This window comes from Vibrio sp. OPT41 (assembly GCF_015163595.1).
Taxonomy (GTDB): Bacteria; Pseudomonadota; Gammaproteobacteria; order Enterobacterales; family Vibrionaceae; genus Vibrio; species Vibrio alginolyticus.
The window spans coordinates 16,635-36,876 of sequence record NZ_JADDYH010000003.1 but is presented as its reverse complement, the minus strand read 5'-3'; the positions used below and the strand labels follow the sequence as shown (position 1 = coordinate 36,876).

General features: G+C 45.4%; 20 protein-coding genes. 4 read left to right on the top strand and 16 right to left on the bottom strand.

Annotation, left to right across the window (positions count from 1 at the left end; all coding sequences use genetic code 11):
• Positions 1–76: 76 nt before the first annotated feature.
• From rplI to pilM, 14 genes are all read right to left on the bottom strand, one after another.
• Complete coding sequence (gene rplI, locus IQP38_RS00350) at positions 77–529, bottom strand: 50S ribosomal protein L9 (protein WP_005382760.1); 453 nt, start codon at positions 527–529, stop codon at positions 77–79.
• 33 nt (positions 530–562) lie between these two features.
• Positions 563–790, bottom strand: a complete 228-nt coding sequence (rpsR, locus tag IQP38_RS00345; RefSeq protein WP_000090472.1) for a 30S ribosomal protein S18 — start codon at positions 788–790, stop codon at positions 563–565.
• 16 nt (positions 791–806) lie between these two features.
• A complete protein-coding gene (gene priB, locus IQP38_RS00340) occupies positions 807–1,109 on the bottom strand; it encodes a primosomal replication protein N (RefSeq protein ID WP_005381298.1) in 303 nt (100 codons plus the stop codon).
• A gap of 8 nt (positions 1,110–1,117) precedes the next feature.
• Positions 1,118–1,507: a 30S ribosomal protein S6 gene (rpsF, locus tag IQP38_RS00335; RefSeq protein WP_005381299.1), complete on the bottom strand. Its 390-nt coding sequence runs from the start codon at positions 1,505–1,507 to the stop codon at positions 1,118–1,120.
• A 244-nt stretch (positions 1,508–1,751) separates the two neighbouring features.
• Positions 1,752–2,423, bottom strand: a complete 672-nt coding sequence (gene rpe / locus IQP38_RS00330; protein ID WP_005381300.1) for a ribulose-phosphate 3-epimerase — start codon at positions 2,421–2,423, stop codon at positions 1,752–1,754.
• Between the two features lie 92 nt (positions 2,424–2,515).
• Positions 2,516–3,355: a Dam family site-specific DNA-(adenine-N6)-methyltransferase gene (locus tag IQP38_RS00325; RefSeq protein ID WP_005382762.1), complete on the bottom strand. Its 840-nt coding sequence runs from the start codon at positions 3,353–3,355 to the stop codon at positions 2,516–2,518.
• Between the two features lie 69 nt (positions 3,356–3,424).
• Positions 3,425–4,936 (bottom strand): SPOR domain-containing protein, encoded by a 1,512-nt coding sequence (locus tag IQP38_RS00320; protein ID WP_025768079.1) that lies wholly within the window; start codon positions 4,934–4,936, stop codon positions 3,425–3,427.
• 52 nt (positions 4,937–4,988) lie between these two features.
• Complete coding sequence (gene aroB / locus IQP38_RS00315) at positions 4,989–6,089, bottom strand: 3-dehydroquinate synthase (protein ID WP_005381318.1); 1,101 nt, start codon at positions 6,087–6,089, stop codon at positions 4,989–4,991.
• Between the two features lie 32 nt (positions 6,090–6,121).
• Positions 6,122–6,640: a shikimate kinase AroK gene (gene aroK, locus IQP38_RS00310; protein ID WP_005381319.1), complete on the bottom strand. Its 519-nt coding sequence runs from the start codon at positions 6,638–6,640 to the stop codon at positions 6,122–6,124.
• A gap of 187 nt (positions 6,641–6,827) precedes the next feature.
• Positions 6,828–8,573, bottom strand: a complete 1,746-nt coding sequence (locus IQP38_RS00305) for a type IV pilus secretin PilQ (protein ID WP_193837157.1) — start codon at positions 8,571–8,573, stop codon at positions 6,828–6,830.
• A gap of 25 nt (positions 8,574–8,598) precedes the next feature.
• Positions 8,599–9,114: a pilus assembly protein PilP gene (locus IQP38_RS00300; RefSeq protein ID WP_005382766.1), complete on the bottom strand. Its 516-nt coding sequence runs from the start codon at positions 9,112–9,114 to the stop codon at positions 8,599–8,601.
• The gene (locus tag IQP38_RS00295; protein ID WP_017633532.1) at positions 9,104–9,697 is read right to left on the bottom strand and encodes a type 4a pilus biogenesis protein PilO; all 594 of its coding nucleotides are present in this window, start codon (positions 9,695–9,697) and stop codon (positions 9,104–9,106) included. The genes IQP38_RS00300 and IQP38_RS00295 overlap by 11 nt, the downstream gene beginning before the upstream one ends.
• Positions 9,690–10,265, bottom strand: coding sequence for a PilN domain-containing protein (locus IQP38_RS00290; protein ID WP_017821732.1), 576 nt, complete (start codon positions 10,263–10,265; stop codon positions 9,690–9,692). The genes IQP38_RS00295 and IQP38_RS00290 overlap by 8 nt, the downstream gene beginning before the upstream one ends.
• A complete protein-coding gene (gene pilM / locus IQP38_RS00285) occupies positions 10,249–11,265 on the bottom strand; it encodes a type IV pilus biogenesis protein PilM (RefSeq protein WP_193837156.1) in 1,017 nt (338 codons plus the stop codon). The genes IQP38_RS00290 and pilM overlap by 17 nt, the downstream gene beginning before the upstream one ends.
• Positions 11,266–11,409: 144 nt before the next feature.
• Here pilM and IQP38_RS00280 point away from each other — a divergent pair, with 144 nt between their 5' ends.
• Positions 11,410–13,971: a penicillin-binding protein 1A gene (locus IQP38_RS00280; protein WP_025768081.1), complete on the top strand. Its 2,562-nt coding sequence runs from the start codon at positions 11,410–11,412 to the stop codon at positions 13,969–13,971.
• Positions 13,972–14,024: 53 nt separating this feature from the next.
• On the opposite strand, the gene oxyR is transcribed toward IQP38_RS00280, so the two are convergent.
• Complete coding sequence (oxyR, locus tag IQP38_RS00275) at positions 14,025–14,936, bottom strand: DNA-binding transcriptional regulator OxyR (protein WP_005381326.1); 912 nt, start codon at positions 14,934–14,936, stop codon at positions 14,025–14,027.
• A gap of 169 nt (positions 14,937–15,105) precedes the next feature.
• Between oxyR and IQP38_RS00270 the strand changes: the two genes are divergently transcribed.
• From IQP38_RS00270 to IQP38_RS00260, 3 genes are all read left to right on the top strand, one after another.
• Positions 15,106–15,834, top strand: coding sequence for a redoxin family protein (locus tag IQP38_RS00270; protein WP_005382781.1), 729 nt, complete (start codon positions 15,106–15,108; stop codon positions 15,832–15,834).
• A 191-nt stretch (positions 15,835–16,025) separates the two neighbouring features.
• Positions 16,026–17,498: a dihydrolipoyl dehydrogenase gene (locus tag IQP38_RS00265; protein ID WP_086047069.1), complete on the top strand. Its 1,473-nt coding sequence runs from the start codon at positions 16,026–16,028 to the stop codon at positions 17,496–17,498.
• 372 nt (positions 17,499–17,870) lie between these two features.
• The gene (locus IQP38_RS00260) at positions 17,871–18,152 is read left to right on the top strand and encodes a DUF3624 domain-containing protein (RefSeq protein WP_017633527.1); all 282 of its coding nucleotides are present in this window, start codon (positions 17,871–17,873) and stop codon (positions 18,150–18,152) included.
• A gap of 194 nt (positions 18,153–18,346) precedes the next feature.
• Here IQP38_RS00260 and argH read toward each other — a convergent pair whose 3' ends face one another.
• Positions 18,347–20,221, bottom strand: a complete 1,875-nt coding sequence (gene argH / locus IQP38_RS00255) for an argininosuccinate lyase (RefSeq protein ID WP_193837155.1) — start codon at positions 20,219–20,221, stop codon at positions 18,347–18,349.
• Between the last annotated feature and the right edge of the window lie 21 nt (positions 20,222–20,242).

The window sequence follows — 20,242 nt, the reverse complement described above, 5'->3', positions numbered from 1 at the left end:
CCTTTTTCTCTCAGTTTTAGAAATAAAAAAAGCACCTCCGAGGAGGTGCTTTTTAGTATTTCGTCTTGATACTGAATTACTCAGCAGCAACAACTTGTAGGTTAACTGTCGCGAAAACTTCAGAGTGAAGTTGAACGCTGATCTCGAACTCACCAGTGTTACGTAGAGCACCTTCAGGAAGGCGAACTTCGCTCTTAGCAACTTCAACGCCTGCAGCTGTGATAGCGTCAGCGATGTCACGAGTACCGATAGAACCGAATAGTTTGCCTTCGTCACCAGCTTTAGAAGCGATAACTACCGCTTCTAGAGCGTTAACTTTCTCTGCGCGAGCTTCTGCAGCAGCTAGTTGCTCAGCAACTTTAGCTTCTAGTTCAGCACGACGAGCTTCAAACATTTCAACGTTAGCTTTAGTTGCCATAACTGCTTTACCTTGTGGGATAAGGAAGTTACGAGCGTAGCCAGATTTAACGTTTGCAGTATCGCCAAGACCACCTAGGTTACCAATTTTATCAAGTAGAATAACTTGCATTGCTTAATCCTCTTTCTTAATAAAATGAACCGATTACTGATGCTTGTCAGTGTACGGTAGTAGAGCTAGGTAGCGTGAACGCTTGATAGCACGTGCTAGTTGACGCTGGTACTTAGCGCTTGTACCAGTGATACGGCTAGGTACGATTTTACCAGCTTCAGTGATGTAGTTTTTAAGAGTTGCTACGTCTTTGTAATCAATCTCTTGTACGCCTTCTGCAGTGAAACGGCAGAATTTACGACGACGGAAGAAACGAGCCATGGGCTATCTCCTGATCTTAAATTTGAGTAATGTTGTCGGCGTGTAACACTAATTTTCCCACGCCATTTCGGCCGGTTTGATAAGTGACAAAACCACTTACCTTAATGTTACTGCCTTGAACTAAATTCTGAGTTAGTGCTTGTGACCCAAGCCCGCTGACGACTACCGGCATACGACAATAAACTTGTCGAGGTAAGTCAGCTTCGATAATAGTAGAGCGATGCTCCAGCCAAAACCGACAGTGTTCAATGCCACCAGGGCTTTTACTACGAATGGGCGGTTTGGCAATGGTGCCGCTCAGCTCCATTCGATTGGCCATAAGAAAACTTACTCAGCAGCTTCTGACTTAGCTTCAGGCTTAGCTTCAGAACGCTCTTCACGACGTGGAGCACGCTCTTCTTTTTGCTTAAGCATGATAGATTGCTCAGTGATCGCTGCTTTAGTACGCATGATCATGTTACGTAGAACTGCATCGTTGAAACGGAAAGCAGTTTCTAGCTCATCAATTACAGCTTGGTCAGCTTCAACGTTCATAAGAACGTAGTGAGCTTTGTGAAGCTTGTTGATTGGGTAAGCCAGTTGACGACGGCCCCAGTCTTCTAGACGGTGGATTTTACCGCCAGCTTCAGTGATTGAACCAGTGTAACGCTCGATCATGCCAGCAACTTGCTCGCTTTGATCTGGGTGCACCATGAATACGATTTCGTAATGACGCATTGGTTGCTCCTTACGGATTATTCAGCTTCCACAAATGGCTCAGTCGTCCAGAGGAAGCAAGGAACTAAAGATAATTGACTGAGTTTAAGGAGCACGAATAGTACAGAAAGGGCGTAAAATAGGCAAGTGATTATTTGCTCAGCGCAGTGGATATTTAATTTCTTCTAATACTAGAAAACACAAAGGCTGCCAACAAGCTGGCAGCCTTTAAAATCAGCGTGTTATTGCGCTGGCTTATCGGTGCTTATTTAACTTCAGCCAGTTCAGCGCGCATTTGATCGATCACTTGTTTGTAATCTGGCTCACCGAAAATCGCCGAGCCTGCAACAAACATGTCTGCGCCCGCTTCTGCAATTTCACGAATGTTGTCAACCTTCACACCGCCATCGATTTCTAAGCGGATATCACGACCAGACTCGTCAATCATCTTACGAACGGCACGCAGTTTATCTAGTGTATGAGGAATGAATGATTGACCACCAAAACCAGGGTTTACCGACATCAGTAGAATCATGTCGACTTTATCCATAATAAATTCAAGACTTGCAAGTGGCGTTGCTGGGTTTAGTACCACACCAGCCTGACAGCCGTGCTCTTTAATTAACTGCAGTGTACGGTCTACATGATCAGAAGCTTCTACATGGAACGTAATCATCGACGCACCCGCTTTTGCGAAATCAGGAATAATACGGTCAACGGGTTTCACCATTAGGTGAACATCGATTGGCGCTGTGATGCCATAATCGCGTAGTGCTTTACACACAGGCGCACCAAAAGTCAGGTTTGGTACATAGTGGTTATCCATAACGTCGAAATGCACCACATCCGCACCCGCTGCGAGTACTTTTTCTACATCTTCACCGAGACGAGCAAAATCTGCCGATAAAATGGATGGAGCAATAAGAAAATCTTTCATACCTGACCTCAGTAGTAATGAGCAAACAATCTGCGCGCAATTCTACCGAAGCCAGTGGGGAGATCCACTATTTAGATATAATAGTGTGAGAATTAAGAGCTTGATTTATCCATGTCTGGCGCATGAAAAAGCGCAAGTAGCTCATCAACTTTATTACGACCGTTACCATTACGGCTAATGGTACGCTTTACTTTAACCACATTAAGATCCGCACCGTGATACAACCGACGTGTCAAGGTAGTGTCGTGGTTAGAAATCAACACAGGAATGCCACGTTCAGTCGCTGTTCTTTCAGCAATGTCGGCTAATGCAGCTTGGTCGTCCAACGTGAAACCATTACCTGCGTATGAGGTGAAATTTGCCGTATTTGAAAGCGGCGCATAAGGTGGATCGCAATACACGACGCTCCCTTTGCGCGCACGACGAAATGTTTCAGGATAACCTTCACAAACAAACGTAGCTTTTTTGGCTTTTTCTGCAAAAAACTCCAATTCCGCCTCAGGGAAATACGGCTTTTTGTAAGAGCCAAACGGTACATTGAAGCCACCTTTTTTGTTGTAACGGCATAGGCCATTAAAACCAAAGCGGTTCATATACAAAAACGCTAAAGAGCGGTACATCACGTCATCGGTTTTATTAAACTCAGCGCGAATGTGTAGGTAGGCTTCTTTGCGGTTGTTCTCAGCGACAAACCAACGCTTCGCTTCAGAGATATACTCTTCAGGGCGTTCTTTCAGCAGGTTGTACAGATTGATCAAATCTGGATTGATATCTGCAAGTAGATAATGGTCATAATCGGTATTCAGAAACACTGAGCCCGCACCAACAAAAGGTTCAACTAGCTTTCGAGCCGGCGGCAAATGACGTTGGATGTCTTCAACCAGTCCGTATTTTCCTCCTGCCCATTTAAGAAAGGCTCGTTGCTTTTTCATCTACTGCTCTATCTATCGACCAAAAATTAAGGCTGCGGAATGTAACATATTTTTCAGGGAAGCTCAGGTTTATTTCACTCGTTCAATTTCACGGTGAACCTGACGGAGTGATTTTGCCCAAGGACTCACCGACTTAACCGAATCTGGCAAGCTTGCGACGGCATCACGAGCCATTTGAATTGTCGGATAATCTTGATATGTGATGATATACCACTCGGTGTCATTACGAACGGTAGGATAAATTCGCACTTGATTATTCAGTTGATGCTCATTGAGAAAGGATTGTACATCTTCCATTGAGGTCATAGCCGCGAGTTGTAAAGTATAAGCTCTTGGCGATAGCGCTTTTAGTTCTTCACGAGCAAATGAAAATTTCACAACAGGTTGGTTTGCCTCACCCTCTTCTGACTGAGCAGGTGCTTGCGTCATATCTTGATTCGGTTTTACGACTTTAATCAAAGGGGAGCTAGTTTCATCGGCGGTTTCTGTCTTCTCAGTACCTACGACATCATCAATCGCTTTTGTGTCTGCTGAATCAGCTTTACCTTCAAGCAATGCATCGACCACATTCGACTCAATCACCACTCTTTGTTGATTGTCATCACTGCCTACGCTCGCTACTTCTTCTGTCACTGCTGGCGGTAATGAATCAGAATCATCAACCGCACCAGACTTATCAAGACTGCTAGAGCCATCGGTTACAGGAATCAGTGAAGACTGCGCTGCACTGATTCCTGACTCTTCAAAAGTTGGAATAGCCGTTTGCTCTAAACTGCCAGCAATTTGCTGCGCTTTATCATCAGGACTTGGTTGACTAAGCATCCACCAATAGCCACCAGCAGCAAGCAACAGTAATACTAATACCACCAACGCAATATTCAGGGGTGAACCGACAATCGAGCGGATAATGATCCTTTTTTCCACTTTCATCTCTCCTAACGCCATGATGTCACCCGGTACTGGGTCGACTTTTTTAAATGCATCTCGAACCCGTTTCTCAGACTCATCATCGACGTAGCGCGCAACAAGTGACTCAAAGAAACGACGAGCTTCCACTTCGGACAACATATCAATATCAAGCTCAACAGGCTTTATCTCTTGTCCATAACTGAGACGTGCTAGCAAACCTTCTAAACGTCCAGACTGTGTAAACAGTAGGATATTGATGGTCCAATTTGGCTTATGGTGCGCCTCTAAGACCAGCATCCAAAGCTCAGAGATAAGTGTCTCACTCAATAAATGCGCATCATCTACAACAATTGCAATGTCACACGGCTCATCACCTAAAAGCCTTTCAAGGCTATCAAGTAAAGGCTCTTGCTGATTAAACAATGCGTCTGAAACCAGTTGACTCAAAATAAGGACGCGATGCTGCACATCGTCTTGATTAGAATGACAAAGTAACAAACATTGATTCTTGTTACTGGCACCCACTTCAAGGTATCGCTGCGCTAGCCAAGATTTCCCGTACCCATCATGACCATTAATCGCAATGAGATTGGAACCAAAGTTAGTCAGTAGACCTAATCTATCAAGCAACTCGATTTGAGAATCTAATTCCAGTACGTGAGCAACACTCATCTAATAACCTTAATACACTACAAGAATGACGCCCAAAGGCGCCATTACAAGGTTAAATATCGCGACCGAAGTCTATCGCCTGTTTGAGTACGTCTTGCGTCGTATCAGCAATTACCTCGGCAGTGCCAATGCCTGTAGGCAAAACCAATCGTAATTGACCAGAGAGGACTTTCTTATCTCGCATCATGTGCTTGATGAAGTCATCGAAATTCATACTGTCTGGAGTATGCACAGGCAGTTTTGCACGACGCAAAATCGCAACAATACGCTCAAATTGCTCTTCCGAGATCAGACCGCGTAGATGCGACGTTTTGGCCGCCATAACAGTGCCGGAAGATACCGCTTCACCATGCAGCCAATTGCCATAGCCAAGTTCCGCTTCAATCGCATGACCAAAGGTGTGACCTAAGTTAAGCAAAGCACGGATGCCCGATTCTTTCTCATCCTGAGCCACCACTTCCGCTTTTATTTCACAGCAACGTGCGATCGCATAAGTTAGTGCTTCTTCATCCAACGCATACAAGCGCTCAAGATTGTCTTCTAACCATACAAAAAAATCTGCATCGTAAATAATGCCGTACTTAATGACTTCGGCGATACCCGCAGCGAACTCACGTTCAGGCAACGTCGACAGGCAGTTCGTATCAATGATCACGGCTTTAGGTTGGTAAAACGCACCTATCATGTTCTTACCCAACGGATGGTTAACCGCGGTTTTTCCACCAACCGAAGAGTCCACTTGGGATAGTAATGTGGTCGGTATTTGAATAAAGTCGACCCCACGCTGGTAACAGGCAGACGCAAAACCCACAAGGTCGCCAATAACACCACCACCTAACGCGATGATCACAACATCACGAGCATAACTCCCTTCCAGTAAGAAGTTCATTACTTGATTAAATACATCCAAGTTTTTGTACTGTTCACCATCAGGCAATTCTAACAAGGATGCACTACAACCGAGCTGCTCGAGTTGCTTTAAAATTTTGTCTGCATACAAAGGCGCCACTGTGACATTACTGATCACAACAACTTTTTGTTTTGCATTTTTGTTTGAGAGAACTTGAGAGAGGTACGCCGGGTCCTCAAATAACCCGGCGCCAATAGAGATTGGGTAGCTACGCTCAGCTAGGTTGACCGTAATCCGTTCCATCGGTTTGCTCCAATTAAAAAAAAGATAAAGACTTATCTCTCTTCTAGCATTTTTACGATCTGGTTGGCTACCACTTTTGCACTTTGATCGTCAGTGCGAACAGTGTAATCCGCTACTTCTTCATATAAAGGATTACGTTCTTCAGCTAATTGCTCCAGTACTTCGCGAGGGTTATCCGTTTGAAGTAAAGGACGCTTCTTGTCGCGGTTTGTACGCGCAAGTTGCTTTTCAATCGTCGTTTCTAAGTAAACAACAACACCACGTGCCGAAAGACGATTGCGGTTTTCTTTGCTCTTAACAGAGCCACCGCCAGTCGCAAGCACGATGCCTTGCTCTTGTGTTAGGTCTTCAAGTACCGCTTCTTCACGCTTGCGGAAGCCTTCTTCACCTTCTACATCAAAAACCCAAGAGATGTCTGCACCAGTGCGTTCTTCGATCACTGTATCGGAGTCAACAAACTCCATATGCAGTTGCTGTGCTAGATGTCTACCAATTGTACTTTTGCCGGCGCCCATTGGGCCAACAAGGAAAATATTACGTTTCTCAGCCATGTTTAGCAGTAATTTACAACATTGATTCAATAAGATCGCCACAAGAAAACACAGCTAAACTGCTGTTCTACAAGGCTTGTGGCACCAGTTCCTCACAGATAATTCGTGATAAGACCCGAAATTATCCAAGCATGGTGCCACTATTGCAACTTTATTTTTGATTTAATCAGTTTTTCCCGAGACAGAACTACTGAATCACCACCTTAGGCGTGACGAAAATTAACAGCTCACTTTTGCCAACATTCTCATAACTTCGACGAAAAAGAGCACCTAATAGCGGCAGGTCGCCCAACAAAGGCACTTTGTCCACCGAGTTAGTAATGCTGTGCTGAAAAATACCACCAAGAACGACCGTTTCACCGTTATTCACTAACACTTGCGTCCCGATACGTTGAGTATCAATCGCAACAGCTTCACCAGTGCCTGTCTTCACGACTTGTCCTGGTCTATCTTGCGTGACACTTAAATCCAATACTAAGCGGTTATCCGGTGTGATTTGCGGGGTTACCTTCAAACTTAATACCGCCTTTTTGAACGTCACCGTCGTTGCACCACTTGATGATGACTCTAGGTAAGGAATCTCTGTACCTTGTTCGATATAGGCAGGTTTCTTATTGGTAGTGATCAAACGTGGGCTCGAGATAATCTCAGCTTTAGACTCTTGTTGCAGCGCAGAAAGCTCAAGATCCAACAAGGTGTCTGAACCTAACTTTGCGACCTGAAAAGCAATGCTGGTCGCATTCGGGCTGGTTGCAGCTAAGTTTACATTTAGGAAGTCATCGATCCCTACTCCATCACCGTCACCACCGTCATCACCCCCTTCTCCATTATAGAGACCGATCGTGGCGAGGTTGTTCTCAATAGAACCACCCACTGTATTACTGCCATTAATAGACGTAAAACCCCAACGAACCCCTAACTCGTCCATGTTACCTTCATTGATGGTCACAATACGCGCCTCAATTTGAACCTGTTTAACTGGAATATCCAAAGACTCAATAATTTCTCGAATCACCTCGATGTTTTCAGGTAACTCTCTAATCAATAACGAGTTAGTTCGCTCATCAATGGTCATACTGCCGCGCTCTGACAGCATGCTGATATTTCCTTCACCATTGATCATCTCCGCAATGTCTGATGCTTTAGCAAAATTAACTTTGATGATTTCAGATGAAAGCTCTCCCATTTCTTCCGTCAATTTTTGTTTTTCTAACTGCTGCTTCTCACGCAAGTCCAGCTCATCAGTCGGAGCAACTAAAATCACGTTGCCATCAACACGCTTATCTAACCCCTTAACTTGCAAAATAATATCCAGCACTTGCTGCCAAGGGACACCATCAAGACGAAGCGTGAGGTTGCCTTCTACAGAGTCGGAGACAACCAAATTGAATTGGTTGTAATCAGCAATAAGCTGCAAGACGTTTCGCACAGGAATATCTTGGAAGTTAATCGAAATAAGCTTACCTTCTCTTTCTAAAATGCTTTTATCTGGGGCTTTCTCATTGGGTTTGATCTTCGCTACTTTGATTTCCAAAAAACGCCCCGTTAAACGGTAATCATGCATGTATTCTTCATTGATGTGCGCAACCAAGCGCGTCGTCGAGGTGTCGCGAAACACTTCTACGCTCTCAACCACAGTCGAAAAGTCTTTCACGTCTAGGAGATACAATTGCTCGTCTTTTACTGAAGTGTTAAGCAAATCGATACTTAACCCTTCCTGTACACGCTTGATATCTACAATCGCGGCCGGTGACGCCAATTCGACGACAATCACGGCGTCTTTATCTTTATTAGTTCGAAAGTCGATACTTTTTAGGGCATTGGACGAAACTTCTTCAGCTGCCGCTAAAGGGGCTAAAAATACAAACAACCATAAGGAGAAGAGCCCAGTAAGTATCCTTGGTGTACGTGTTAATCCTTGTCTCATTTTCATTACTCAATATCAAAAATAAATGGGGCTATCTCAAAGCCAACTTAACTTTACGTTTTTGCCAACATCCTAAGCCGTCGGGCAACGTTTCATTAATCAACAAATAGGAGTGGCTGACATGGGTCACTTTGCCATTATTGCGTCCGAGGTATTGACCCGGCTTAACTTTATAGACGGTGCCATTGGGAGCCTGAACGAGGCCAGAAACCGTGTTATCCATGCCCATGACACCTTTCAAACGTAATTGGCTTAATGGGAATTTTTCTAATTTGCCAGTTCGCCTTCTTGAGGGCGGTTGCCAACAATCTTTTCTTGCAACTGGCTGAGTCGCGATGGTGGCTTCTTTGGGTAATTCAAAGGGTGCACGCTGTACTTCCGGTGCGTACGTGACTGCAACATACTTGTCTGCGGGCTTAAGCTTCTCGACCTCTCGACGCGCCTGTGTTTCCACTCCTCGAATAAAATCCGTCAATGATTCATCATTCGCCTGGCAGCCCATCAATAGAGAACCCATCAGTACCAGCAACAAAGACTTACTTGTCATTTTTCGTCTCCTCCGGCTTAAACTGATAGGTATTAGCACGCACCCGAAAGTGCAGGGTTTCGCTCTCTTGGCTGACACGTTGCCAAGTCACATCTTTAAACGTGATGATTCGAGGTAGCGTCGCTATTGCCTGAGAAAAATGGCCGATGTCATGAAAGTCGCCCGTTAACTCTATGTTTAAAGGGAGACGATAAAGGAAGTGCTCTGATTGTTTTTCGCCCCAGTCGATTCGGGTGAAAGTCAGCTTATTGTCGATGCCAAGCTCATTCACTGAAGCGAGCATTGTAGCCAGCTCTTTTTGCGCAGGCAGTTGCTGCAGTAATAACTCGTAACGAGTGGTAAGTTCATCCAATTGAGATTGAAGCTGAGGCAACGCTGCCACTTTGTTCGCTTTGATCTTCAATGCCACCTTGAGTGTCTGCTCCTGCTGAATCAAGTGATTCAACTGTTCGTCTTTCGGTTTAAGGTAAAACCAATAACCTAAGCCTTGAATCGCCATGATCAGAAGTGCGATTACTACAATCTGGGGCAACAATGGCCACTCGGCCATTTCATCTATTTCGAGATCCTGCCAATCAACCACGTTGAGCCTCCAATTTCTTCTCCGTTACTTTGAACATGAAAGACACTTTGAATGTTTGAAACTCTTTCCCAAAACGGGCTTTGCCGTGAACGATGGAATGCATTTCTACGTCGTTCAACTTGGCCGAGCGCTCCATGTTGTCCAGCATCGTGGCAAGTTTTGGAGTGCTATCAGAGATCCCAGAGATCTCAATTTCCAGATCATTCATTTTGATCTTGTCGACATATACACCTTCAGGGATAACGGCAGGCATTAAGTTCATGAACTCGGTCGTTTTGTTTCGTCCGTTTTGTAAACCTTCAACGACCTTTAGACGTTCGAGGATTTTGCTGTGCTCTTGCTCTGCAATTTTCATTGCTTCAATACGCTGGTCGAGTTCGGCAATGTAGTGAGTGAGGTAATCGAGCCGCTCCTGTTGTTGATCTTGTTGGTACTCAAAAAACTTTCCAATACCCCACTGGATGCCAACAGCGACCAACATGCCTAATGCGACCAAACTGATGAAACGACGTCGGTGCTCTTCTCTTTGACTCTCTCGCCAAGGAAGTAAATTAATGCGATAAAGCACGGGCTCCTCCTAGCCAATGAATGCCACGAACGGCCAGTCCGGCTGCTGTTGAGAAATGCTGCCAATCCACAGCACGACGCTTACGCTTAGACACCTTCATCTCAAATAGCCCTAGCGGATTTAGCAATTCACACTCTAACGACAATTGTTGAGACAACTCCTCTGCGAGCATGGGAGTGGAGGCCCCCTCCCCTGATAACCAGATACCCTTGATGTTTTGTGAGCCATTGATTGAGGTATAGAGCTGCATCTGGCGCTTTACTCGCTCTATGATTTGACGGTTAAACAGCTCTGTTTTCTCCTGAGCATCATCGGACAGAAAATCGACTAGAGAAGCGCTGTTTGCTCCGCGTGTGCCGTAAGCAAACTCTTTGTGAAACAGTTCACCTTGTTCGGTAAACATGGTGAAGGAGCTCGATAAGGTGCCAATATCGAGTAAGCAGTATTTGTTTTTGTCAGGAAAGCGATCGGCGGTGAGCTTCCAGATATGACCAAGGCTTTGCGAATGCACGTCCACTAAAACAGGTTTTAGTCCGGACTTTTGTAATGCATCGACTCGGCCTTCTACCACATCTTTTCTTGTCGCAAACACTTGATAGCTATCACTGCCACTCTGCCCGCCCTCAGCGCGAAGACGAACGAAGTCTAAACTCAGCTCTTCGACAGGGAATGGCGATTGATGAGAAAAGGCTTGTATCACTGCAAACTCAACTTCACTCTCTTCAAGATTTTGTTCTATTTGCAGTTTCTTGCTAATTACCGAGTTATCAGGAACTGAGATCGCAACTTTTTTAGCGCCAAAAGGCAGTTCTTTTTTTATCTGCTTGAGGGTCTTTACAATTTCTTGATGATTTATGGTGTTATTTTCAGCGACAATACCTTCCTTTAGTAATATTTCTTTGTAACCCAACAGAGCGTAATTGTTGCCTGTGGGTTTAAGTACTACGGCTTTGAGGCTGTTATGGCCTATATCGATGCCGGTAACGATTAGCTTATCCATCTCTTACTCTCGCTCCGAAATTTCTTCGTGCAAAGGTTGTTATTAGCATCCAAATAAGAGTTAATATCTCTTATGTGCTAAATTTTTGACCTAAGAGTACAAGGGTTTGCCGTTACACAGCCTCAACCAATCAGGGATTCTCCGGTGAAGTTCATAAAGCGTTTATTATTTTTAACATTGATTTGCATAATTCTTGGAGTCACCACAATATTTGGCTTCTATCAGTATGTGAAGCCTGAATTGCCAGATGTTGCAACTCTAAAAGACGTTGAATTACAAACACCTATGAAGGTGTTTAGTCAAGACGGGAAGCTGATCGCACAGTTCGGTGAAAAGCGTCGTATTCCTGTTACTTATGACGAAATTCCTCAAGACTTAATTCACGCGCTCATCGCAACCGAAGATAGCCGTTTCTACGAGCATCCTGGTATCGACCCTATCGGCATCACTCGTGCAGCTGTTGTTGTTGCGGTTTCAGGCTCGGCTAAACAGGGTGCAAGTACGATTACGCAACAGCTAGCTCGTAACTTCTTCTTATCTAATGAGAAGAAGATCATGCGTAAGATTAAAGAGATTTTTATTGCTATCCATATTGAGCAGCTTTTAAGTAAGCAAGAAATCATGGAGCTTTATGTCAATAAAATCTTCCTTGGTTACCGCTCATATGGCTTTGGTGCTGCCGCTCAAGTGTATTTTGGTAAGAGCCTTGATGAATTGACGTTAAGTGAGATTGCAACACTCGCTGGTATGCCAAAAGCGCCATCAACCATGAACCCAATTTACTCTCTTGAGCGCGCAACAAAACGCCGTAACGTTGTATTAATGCGAATGCTTGATGAGAAATACATTACACAAGAGCAGTATGACGAAGCACGCAATGAACCTATTGTGGCGCGTTATCATAGCGCTGAAATTGAGCTTTCAGCGCCTTACGTAGCAGAGTTGGCTCGTGCATGGGCAGTAAAAGAGTACGGTGAAGAAGAAGCTTACACCTCTGGCTTGAATATCTACATGACTGTGGATTCTAAACTGCAAGATGCTGCAAATACGTCTGCGGTAAATAACCTCTTGTCATACGATGAACGTCATGGCTACCGTGGTGCAGAAAGTGTGCTTTGGAAAGAAGGGGAAGCAGCCTGGGGCAATGAGCAAATAGAAAAGCACCTGAAGAAACAGCCAACTTATGGTGACCTTTACCCTGCGGTTGTGACGAAAGTCGATGATAAGACGGCGCAAGTATGGGTTAAGAACCATGAAGAGCAAACCATCCCTTGGACTGGAATGCACTGGGCGCGTAAGTACATTACCGATAACCGCCAAGGCTCAACACCAAAGTCAGCGCATGATGTGCTAGCGACAGGTCAACAAGTTTGGGTTCGCGAAGTAAGTGAAACCGATGAAGATGACAACACAACACTGAGCTGGAAACTGAGCCAAGTGCCGACAGCAAACACCGCGTTTGTTGCGATGAACCCAGAAAATGGCGCGATATTGTCGCTGGTTGGTGGTTTCAACTTTGTTCACAGCAAGTTTAACCGTGCAACCATGTCAGTGCGTCAGGTTGGTTCAAGTATCAAGCCTTTCATCTACTCGGCAGCAATTGACAAAGGGCTGACTCTAGCCACTTTGATTAACGATGCGCCGATTAACAAGTGGGATGCAGGTTCTGGTTCAGCTTGGCGACCAAAAAACTCACCACCGACTTATGGTGGTCCAACGCGTCTTCGCCTCGGCTTAGCTCAATCAAAAAACGTCATGGCAGTGCGTACACTCCGTGAAGTTGGCCTCGAGGAGACACGTCAGTACCTTACTCGTTTCGGTTTTGATATTAACCAAGTACCACGCTCAGAGACCATCGCACTCGGAGCTGGCAGCTTAACACCAATGAAAGTGGCACAAGGTTACTCTGTGTTTGCGAACGGTGGTTATTACGTTGAACCATTCTATGTAGAACGCGTGGAAGATGCATTCGGTGAAGTACTGTTTAAAGCCAATCCAAAGAGTGTTTGTCATAAGGATTGTCCGCAAATGAGCGAGCAGCCAGAAAATCGCTACGCTGATGAATTTGGCGAACAAGACGTCGCAATTGATGGCCTAGCAACAGACAATGCCCTTGAAAATGATGAACCTCAATATGCACCGCAAGTTATCTCTGAACAGAATGCATTCTTAATGCGTGAGATGATGTACAGCAACATTTGGGGTGGCGGTAACTGGCGTGAAGGCACAGGTTGGAATGGTACAGGCTGGCGCGCGCAAAAACTTGGTCGTCGTGATATCGGGGGTAAAACGGGTACAACGAATGATTCCAAGGATGCTTGGTACAATGGCTATGGACCTGGTGTCGTTGCGATAGCTTGGGTTGGCTTTGATGATCATTCACGTGCACTTGGCCGCACCACTGTTAACAGCAACCTAGGGCAAGGCCAAATTTCTGGTGCCGAGTCGGGTGCGAAAACCGCAGAGCCTGCTTGGATTGACTTCATGCGTGTTGCGCTAGAAGGGACGCCGGAGCAAGGTAAAAATATTCCAGAGGATATTATTCGAGTTCGTATTGATCGCAACAGCGGTATGCTAACGCACAAGGTAGATAGCACATCAATGTTCGAATACTTTGAAAAAGGCACGGAGCCTACCGAATACGCTGGCGACCGTTTAGAAGATAGTATTTATTCTTCAGGCTCTGGCGCAGAAGAACTGTTCTAAATCACAAAAGCACAAGGGAGAGCATCAAGCTCTCCCTTTTTTATGTCTGCTTCTTATGCTGCAGCATTCAATGATGGATAAGAAGCCAACACCTCTTTAATCTTCGCTGCTAAAGCTTCAAACCTAGCTCGTAATGGTGAGCCCGGACGATATACGAGAACGATATTACGCGAGGGTGTTGGGTTAACAGCTGGTACGTAGCATACGCCATCTTTTTGCTTCTCATTAGGGATAGAAAGCTGAGGCAATAACGTAATCCCCGCACCGGCAGCAACCATATTGCGTAACGTCTCCAAGCTGGTGGCTTTAAAACGCTCATCGTCTTTTGCACCAGCGGCAAAACAAAAACCTAACGCTTGATCTCTCAGACAGTGGCCGTCTCCCAACGCTAAAACGGTTTTACCATTCAGCTCCAACATATCAACATGGTCGAGAGAGGCCCACTCGTGGTCACATGGCACTGCGACACTTAATGGCTCTTGATACACTTCGATCTCTTTAAATGGCGCAGTTTCATCAACCGAAGCTAAAACTAAGCAATCTAGTTTGCCTTCTTCCAATTGACGCACTAATTGATGTGTTTGAGCTTCGTGCAGAAATAGCTCCAGCTCAGGAAATGCTTCTTTTATCTGCGGCAGAATTTTGGGTAGTAGATAAGGCCCAACCGTCGGGATGAAACCAATATGCATCGGTCCAGTCATGGCTCCGCTTTGACCGCTTGCCATATCTCTGAAGGTTTTCACTTCACTTAAGATGCGCTTAGCCTGCTCCACCAGCTGTAACCCTGAATCGGTAAACAAAACACGTCGGCTGCTTCGCTCTAAAAGCGTGGTCCCGAGTTCGTCCTCTAGTTTACGAATTTGCCCACTCAATGTTGGCTGGCTAACAAAACATGCCTCTGCCGCTTTGCGAAAGTGCTTATGTTCCGCAAGTGCAACTAAGTACTCAAAATCTCGAATATTCATACTTCACGCTTCGCTTCTTTAACAATAGCTAATACCTATCAAAACCATAACACCAAACGATTAGAGCTATCAAAGGATTTTTACAATAATGGGCTCAACAAAACGAAACAGAGCGACGAAAAACGCTAAGCTCTATACGCATAATTTAAAATAGTTAAAGGAAATCATTATGTTTGTATCTAAAGAAGGTCAACAAGTCCCTCAAGTTACTTTTCCAGTTCGTCAAGGTGACTCTTGGGTGAATGTAACGACCGATGAGCTATTTAAAGGTAAGACCGTTATCGTATTTAGCTTACCGGGTGCATTTACTCCAACCTGTTCATCAAGCCATCTACCTCGTTACAACGAATTGTTCCCTGTATTTAAAGAGCACGGAGTGGATGAGATTATTTGTGTCTCGGTCAATGATACGTTCGTGATGAATGCATGGAAACAAGACCAAGAAGCAGAAAACATTACCTTCATCCCGGATGGTAATGGTGAATTCACCGATGGCATGGGTATGTTAGTGGATAAAAACGACATCGGCTTTGGCAAACGTTCATGGCGTTACAGCATGCTAGTAAAAGATGGCGTAGTGGAAAAAATGTTCATTGAGCCAAACGAACCAGGCGACCCATTCAAGGTGTCAGACGCAGATACGATGCTGAACTACATAGCGCCTGACTACAAAACGCAAGAATCCATCACTGTGTTCACTAAACCAGGCTGCCCTTTCTGTATGAAAGCGAAACAAAATCTGATTGACCACGGTCTTCAATATGAAGAAGTGATTCTGGGTAAAGACGCAACAACAGTTAGTCTACGAGCTATATCTGGTCGCACGACTGTTCCACAAGTTTTTATCGGTGGCAAGCACATCGGCGGTAGCGAAGAGCTAGAAGCGTATCTAGGCTAAGCTGTCCATAGCCTACACCCTCGGTCTCCGGTGCCTTTTGGCTCGGAGGCCAACCCTAAACCACTTCTTCTACTAGTCTAGATAAGTAGTCATCTGCCAATAAGGTGACTACTTATCCAGATTCAACTATCCAATTCACTCTCCAAGCTCAATGTAGCTAGCTTGGCTTAAAACAAAAGCGAGAGTTCACGATGAAACAAGTTAATGTCGACGTAGCGATTATTGGTGGCGGGACGGCTGGTCTTGGTGCTTATCGAGCAGCAAAAGCTCATACCAACAGCGTGGTAATGATTGAGGGCGGTCCCTACGGAACAACCTGTGCTCGTGTCGGATGCATGCCGTCTAAGCTGTTAATTGCGGCAGCAGAAAGTGTTCATCAAATCGAAAAAGCACCTGGATTTGGGATACACCCGCAAGGTGAAGTACTAATTAACGGACGAGAAGTTATGGATCGTGTAAAGCGCGAACGCGATCGTTTTGTTGGCTTTGTGCTTGAAAGTGTCGATGATATTCCCGCTGAAGACAAACTATCGGGCTACGCGAAGTTTGCCGGTGACCACACTCTCATCATAGATGATCATACTCAGGTCACCGCACAGCGCATTGTTATTGCGACAGGATCTCGTCCAGCATATCCGGCAGCTTGGAATGAACTGGGTGATCGCCTAGTGATTAACGATGATGTATTTGACTGGGATGACTTACCAGAGTCCGTGGCAGTATTTGGCCCAGGAGTCATCGGCCTTGAATTGGGTCAGGCTTTACACCGCCTAGGAGTAAACGTGAAGCTCTTTGGCATTGGAGGACAAGTGGGCCCACTGACAGACCCAGAGGTGATGGCGTATGCAGATAAAGCCTTTAAGGAAGAGTTCTACCTTGATGCAGATGTAAAAGTCGAAAGCATGAAACGCATTGCTTCGTCAGACAATGACGGCGAAGACAAGGTCGAAATCCAATTCATCAACCATGATGGCGAATTAGAAACTTTCGTTGTCGATTACGTATTGGCTGCAACGGGTCGTCGTCCAAACGTAGATAAGCTGACGATCGAGAACACCAATGTGGCGCTCGATGAACGTGGCGTACCAACGGCGGATCACTATACATTGCAAACTTCGGTAGAGAGCATCTTCATCGCAGGTGATGCAAGTAACCAAATTCCACTGCTGCACGAAGCCGCTGACCAAGGCCGTATTGCTGGAGACAACGCAGGCCGTTTCCCAGATATTCGTGCGGGTCTGCGTCGCTCACCAATTTCAGCCGTGTTCTCCGACCCTCAAATTGCTATGGTTGGCGAAACATATAAACAACTAGAAACACGTCTAGGCACATGTGGATGTTTCGCAACCGGTGAAGTCTCGTTTGAAAATCAAGGACGTTCGCGCGTCATGCTTCGTAATAAAGGCATTCTGCATGTCTACGGAGAGCAAGGCACTGGACGTTTTTTAGGTGCAGAAATGATGGGCCCGAATGCAGAGCATCTTGCTCACCTTTTAGCATGGGCGCACCAAAATAGGATGACGATTTCTGAGATGTTAGATATGCCCTTCTATCACCCAGTGATTGAAGAAGGCGTCCGCACCGCTCTACGTGATTTGAATGCAAAACTACACTTAGGGCCAGAAATGGTGAAACATTGTCTTGACTGCGGCCCTGGCTGCTAACGCTTTCAGGCTTCTATCTAAATATAAAGCAAAGCCTCGTCATCAACGAGGCTTTGCTTTACTACTTCGGTGCAATGAAATCTCTCTTACGCTGCCATCATTGCATAGCGGCTGACCATACAAATCGCGACAACACCGATCATAAAGAACCCACCAGCGATACTCAGCGCAAGTTTCAACTCTGTCGACATCATTATATTTCCTGTTAAAGACTGACAGCGCACCATACATCAATTACGTGCCACAAAGCTTTTACAAAGCTAACTTTCCATTTTTGGTTGTGTCATGGCGATCTAAGCCCGTGTAAGAAACGCTTTCCACCATTTAGTTAGATATATAATCTGAAGCAACACTAATGGTTTGGAAAACACTATGACTTGTCGCCGCTGCGAAGAACATTGGTTTTGGAAAAAACTTGGACGTTGCCAACGATGCTTGGATCAATTGACGGTACTTTCTGTACTGTGTTGGATTGTATGGTGGTTTACGCTCAAAGATGATCCACAAAGCATCGAGTCGATCGCTTTGATCTTTGCCGGCTTCGCTTTCAACGTTTTGTTGTTTTTACACTTATGGATGCGTTTTGTCATCTTGCCTTGGCAGCGTCGACGGGGACAAAAAAAGGCGAATAAAAAAGAGAAAAGTGACAGATAGAAAAAAGCCCCAAAACCAATGTCAGTTCTGGGGCTCTCTTAGATTCTTCTAAGAAAAAGCAGTGGTACTTTAATAGACCGGGCTTCCTCTCAAAGGTTCCAAATTTTTTCGATTTTTTTAGCGAATACTGATGTAAGTAAACAGGAAAATGACTATGTCATTGAATGCTAATAAAATCACTCCACAACTTCAGTTCATGCCACATGCGTTTTTTGGATCACTTGCTCCATTAAATTGATCTCAAGCGCTACCTCATCACATGCATGTTGACGTGGGCACTGATCGCAATCTTTCAGAACTTTCTCCGGCAGTAATGACTTCGATGTCGGTAAAAAGCTTTGCTTCATAAAGAACTCAGGCGTTCGCGTTAGAACAAAGACTTTCTTGATCGCCATCTGGCGCGCTTTCTCAACCAAATAGTTCACAATCGCACTGCCCTGCCCTTGGCCTTGCCAGCCCGCTTCGATACCAAGAGAGCGTATTTCAGCCAACCCTGAGTCATACACATATAGAGAAGCGCAACCCGTCACTTCACCATGATGCTCAGCCACCGCGAAAGAGCCAATATCTCTCACGAGCTCATTACGAGAGCGCGGAAGATTCTCACCAAGGTTCGCCCAGTAAGCAACCATACCTTCCAACGTTTCAATGTCCGTCAAACGTGCAGGACGCACTTTCACCGCCGAGCTGTCACGCTGGCTCAGGCGCTTATCCGCTTGTTCTACCGCGTAAGCGACCTGGTGAGGCGAAACCCCCCCCAAAGCACAACGCTTTTCCAAACACGAATCGATAGTCAGAATGTCATACACATCCGCTTCAATGACTTCTGAGAAGGCTTTTAACTCTTCGATAGACAGCTCTTCTAGCGCACAACCTTTAGCAATAGCACCAACGACCGCGACACCGACGATGTGGTGAGCTTCACGGAATGGGATGCCTTTCGCCACTAGGTAATCAGCTAACTCCGTCGAGTTTGCGTAACCTTGTTTCGCCGCTTCTAGTGTGCGCTCGCCATTCACTTTAATACCGTCAAAACACAGAGCTGCCATTTCCATGCAGTCGTTCCATGTATCTAAAGCGTCAAACAACCCTTCTTTATCTTCCTGCATGTCTTTGTTGTACGCCAATGGCAAAGCTTTAACTGTCATCATCATGCTCGATAATGCGCCATAGACACGCCCTGTCTTACCACGGATCAACTCAAGTGCATCTGGGTTTTTCTTCTGTGGCATTAATGACGAACCAGATGTCACCGTATCCGCTAACTCAATGAAGTTTGACTCGCCTGAATTGTAGAAGATCATATCTTCTGCAAGACGAGAAAGGTGCAGCATAGAAATCGACGCCACCGACATCAGTTCCATCACATGATCACGATCTGAAACCGAATCGAGTGAATTACGCGTAGCACGGTGGAAACCGAGATTATGTGCTAATTGTTCGCGATCAATCGGATAAGCCGTTCCCGCTAACGCACCCGAGCCAAGTGGACAAGTGTCGAGACGCTGTAAGGCATCATTCAGACGAGAGTAGTCACGCTCGAACATTTCAACATAAGCCAAGCACCAGTGAGCAAAGGTTACAGGTTGAGCACGCTGAAGATGAGTATAGCCTGGCAATACGGTGCCTTGGTGCTGTTTAGCAACATGGACCATTTGTGCTTGTAGGCGATCTAAAGCAATCAATAATTGCTGACCTTGCTGACGACACCAAAGTTTCAAGTCTGTGGCGACTTGGTCATTCCGAGAACGCCCAGTGTGGAGTTTTTTACCTAAATCTCCCACTTTACTGATTAGCTGCTGTTCAACCCAAGAGTGGATATCTTCTGCATCAGAGCGAAGAATTTGGTGAGGGTCTTCCATCACTTCTAACTTCAGCTCATTTAAAGAAAGTTCCAGTTTTTGCTGTTCTTCTGCCGATAGCACATCAACAGAAAGCAGAGCTTTAGACCATGCGATTGAACCTACGATGTCTTGCTCAGCCAATCGGTAGTCAAAACGCAACGAATCATTGAACTCTTTAAATCTGGTGTCTGCCGCTTGGGTAAATCTTCCGCCCCATAATGCCATTGCGTCTCTCCTGATGACTAT

Coding starts and splice junctions, on each gene's coding strand:
- IQP38_RS00265 (WP_086047069.1), top strand. CDS start 16,026: ATGAAACAAGTTAATGTCGACGTAGCGATTATTGGTGGCGGGACGGCT.
- IQP38_RS00325 (WP_005382762.1), bottom strand. CDS start 3,355: ATGAAAAAGCAACGAGCCTTTCTTAAATGGGCAGGAGGAAAATACGGA.
- rpsF (WP_005381299.1), bottom strand. CDS start 1,507: ATGCGTCATTACGAAATCGTATTCATGGTGCACCCAGATCAAAGCGAG.
- oxyR (WP_005381326.1), bottom strand. CDS start 14,936: ATGAATATTCGAGATTTTGAGTACTTAGTTGCACTTGCGGAACATAAG.
- aroK (WP_005381319.1), bottom strand. CDS start 6,640: ATGGCTGAGAAACGTAATATTTTCCTTGTTGGCCCAATGGGCGCCGGC.
- IQP38_RS00300 (WP_005382766.1), bottom strand. CDS start 9,114: ATGACAAGTAAGTCTTTGTTGCTGGTACTGATGGGTTCTCTATTGATG.
- IQP38_RS00270 (WP_005382781.1), top strand. CDS start 15,106: ATGTTTGTATCTAAAGAAGGTCAACAAGTCCCTCAAGTTACTTTTCCA.
- IQP38_RS00260 (WP_017633527.1), top strand. CDS start 17,871: ATGACTTGTCGCCGCTGCGAAGAACATTGGTTTTGGAAAAAACTTGGA.
- priB (WP_005381298.1), bottom strand. CDS start 1,109: ATGGCCAATCGAATGGAGCTGAGCGGCACCATTGCCAAACCGCCCATT.
- aroB (WP_005381318.1), bottom strand. CDS start 6,089: ATGGAACGGATTACGGTCAACCTAGCTGAGCGTAGCTACCCAATCTCT.
- IQP38_RS00305 (WP_193837157.1), bottom strand. CDS start 8,573: ATGAAAATGAGACAAGGATTAACACGTACACCAAGGATACTTACTGGG.
- rpsR (WP_000090472.1), bottom strand. CDS start 790: ATGGCTCGTTTCTTCCGTCGTCGTAAATTCTGCCGTTTCACTGCAGAA.
- rpe (WP_005381300.1), bottom strand. CDS start 2,423: ATGAAAGATTTTCTTATTGCTCCATCCATTTTATCGGCAGATTTTGCT.
- IQP38_RS00320 (WP_025768079.1), bottom strand. CDS start 4,936: ATGAGTGTTGCTCACGTACTGGAATTAGATTCTCAAATCGAGTTGCTT.
- pilM (WP_193837156.1), bottom strand. CDS start 11,265: ATGGATAAGCTAATCGTTACCGGCATCGATATAGGCCATAACAGCCTC.
- rplI (WP_005382760.1), bottom strand. CDS start 529: ATGCAAGTTATTCTACTTGATAAAATTGGTAACCTAGGTGGTCTTGGC.
- argH (WP_193837155.1), bottom strand. CDS start 20,221: ATGGCATTATGGGGCGGAAGATTTACCCAAGCGGCAGACACCAGATTT.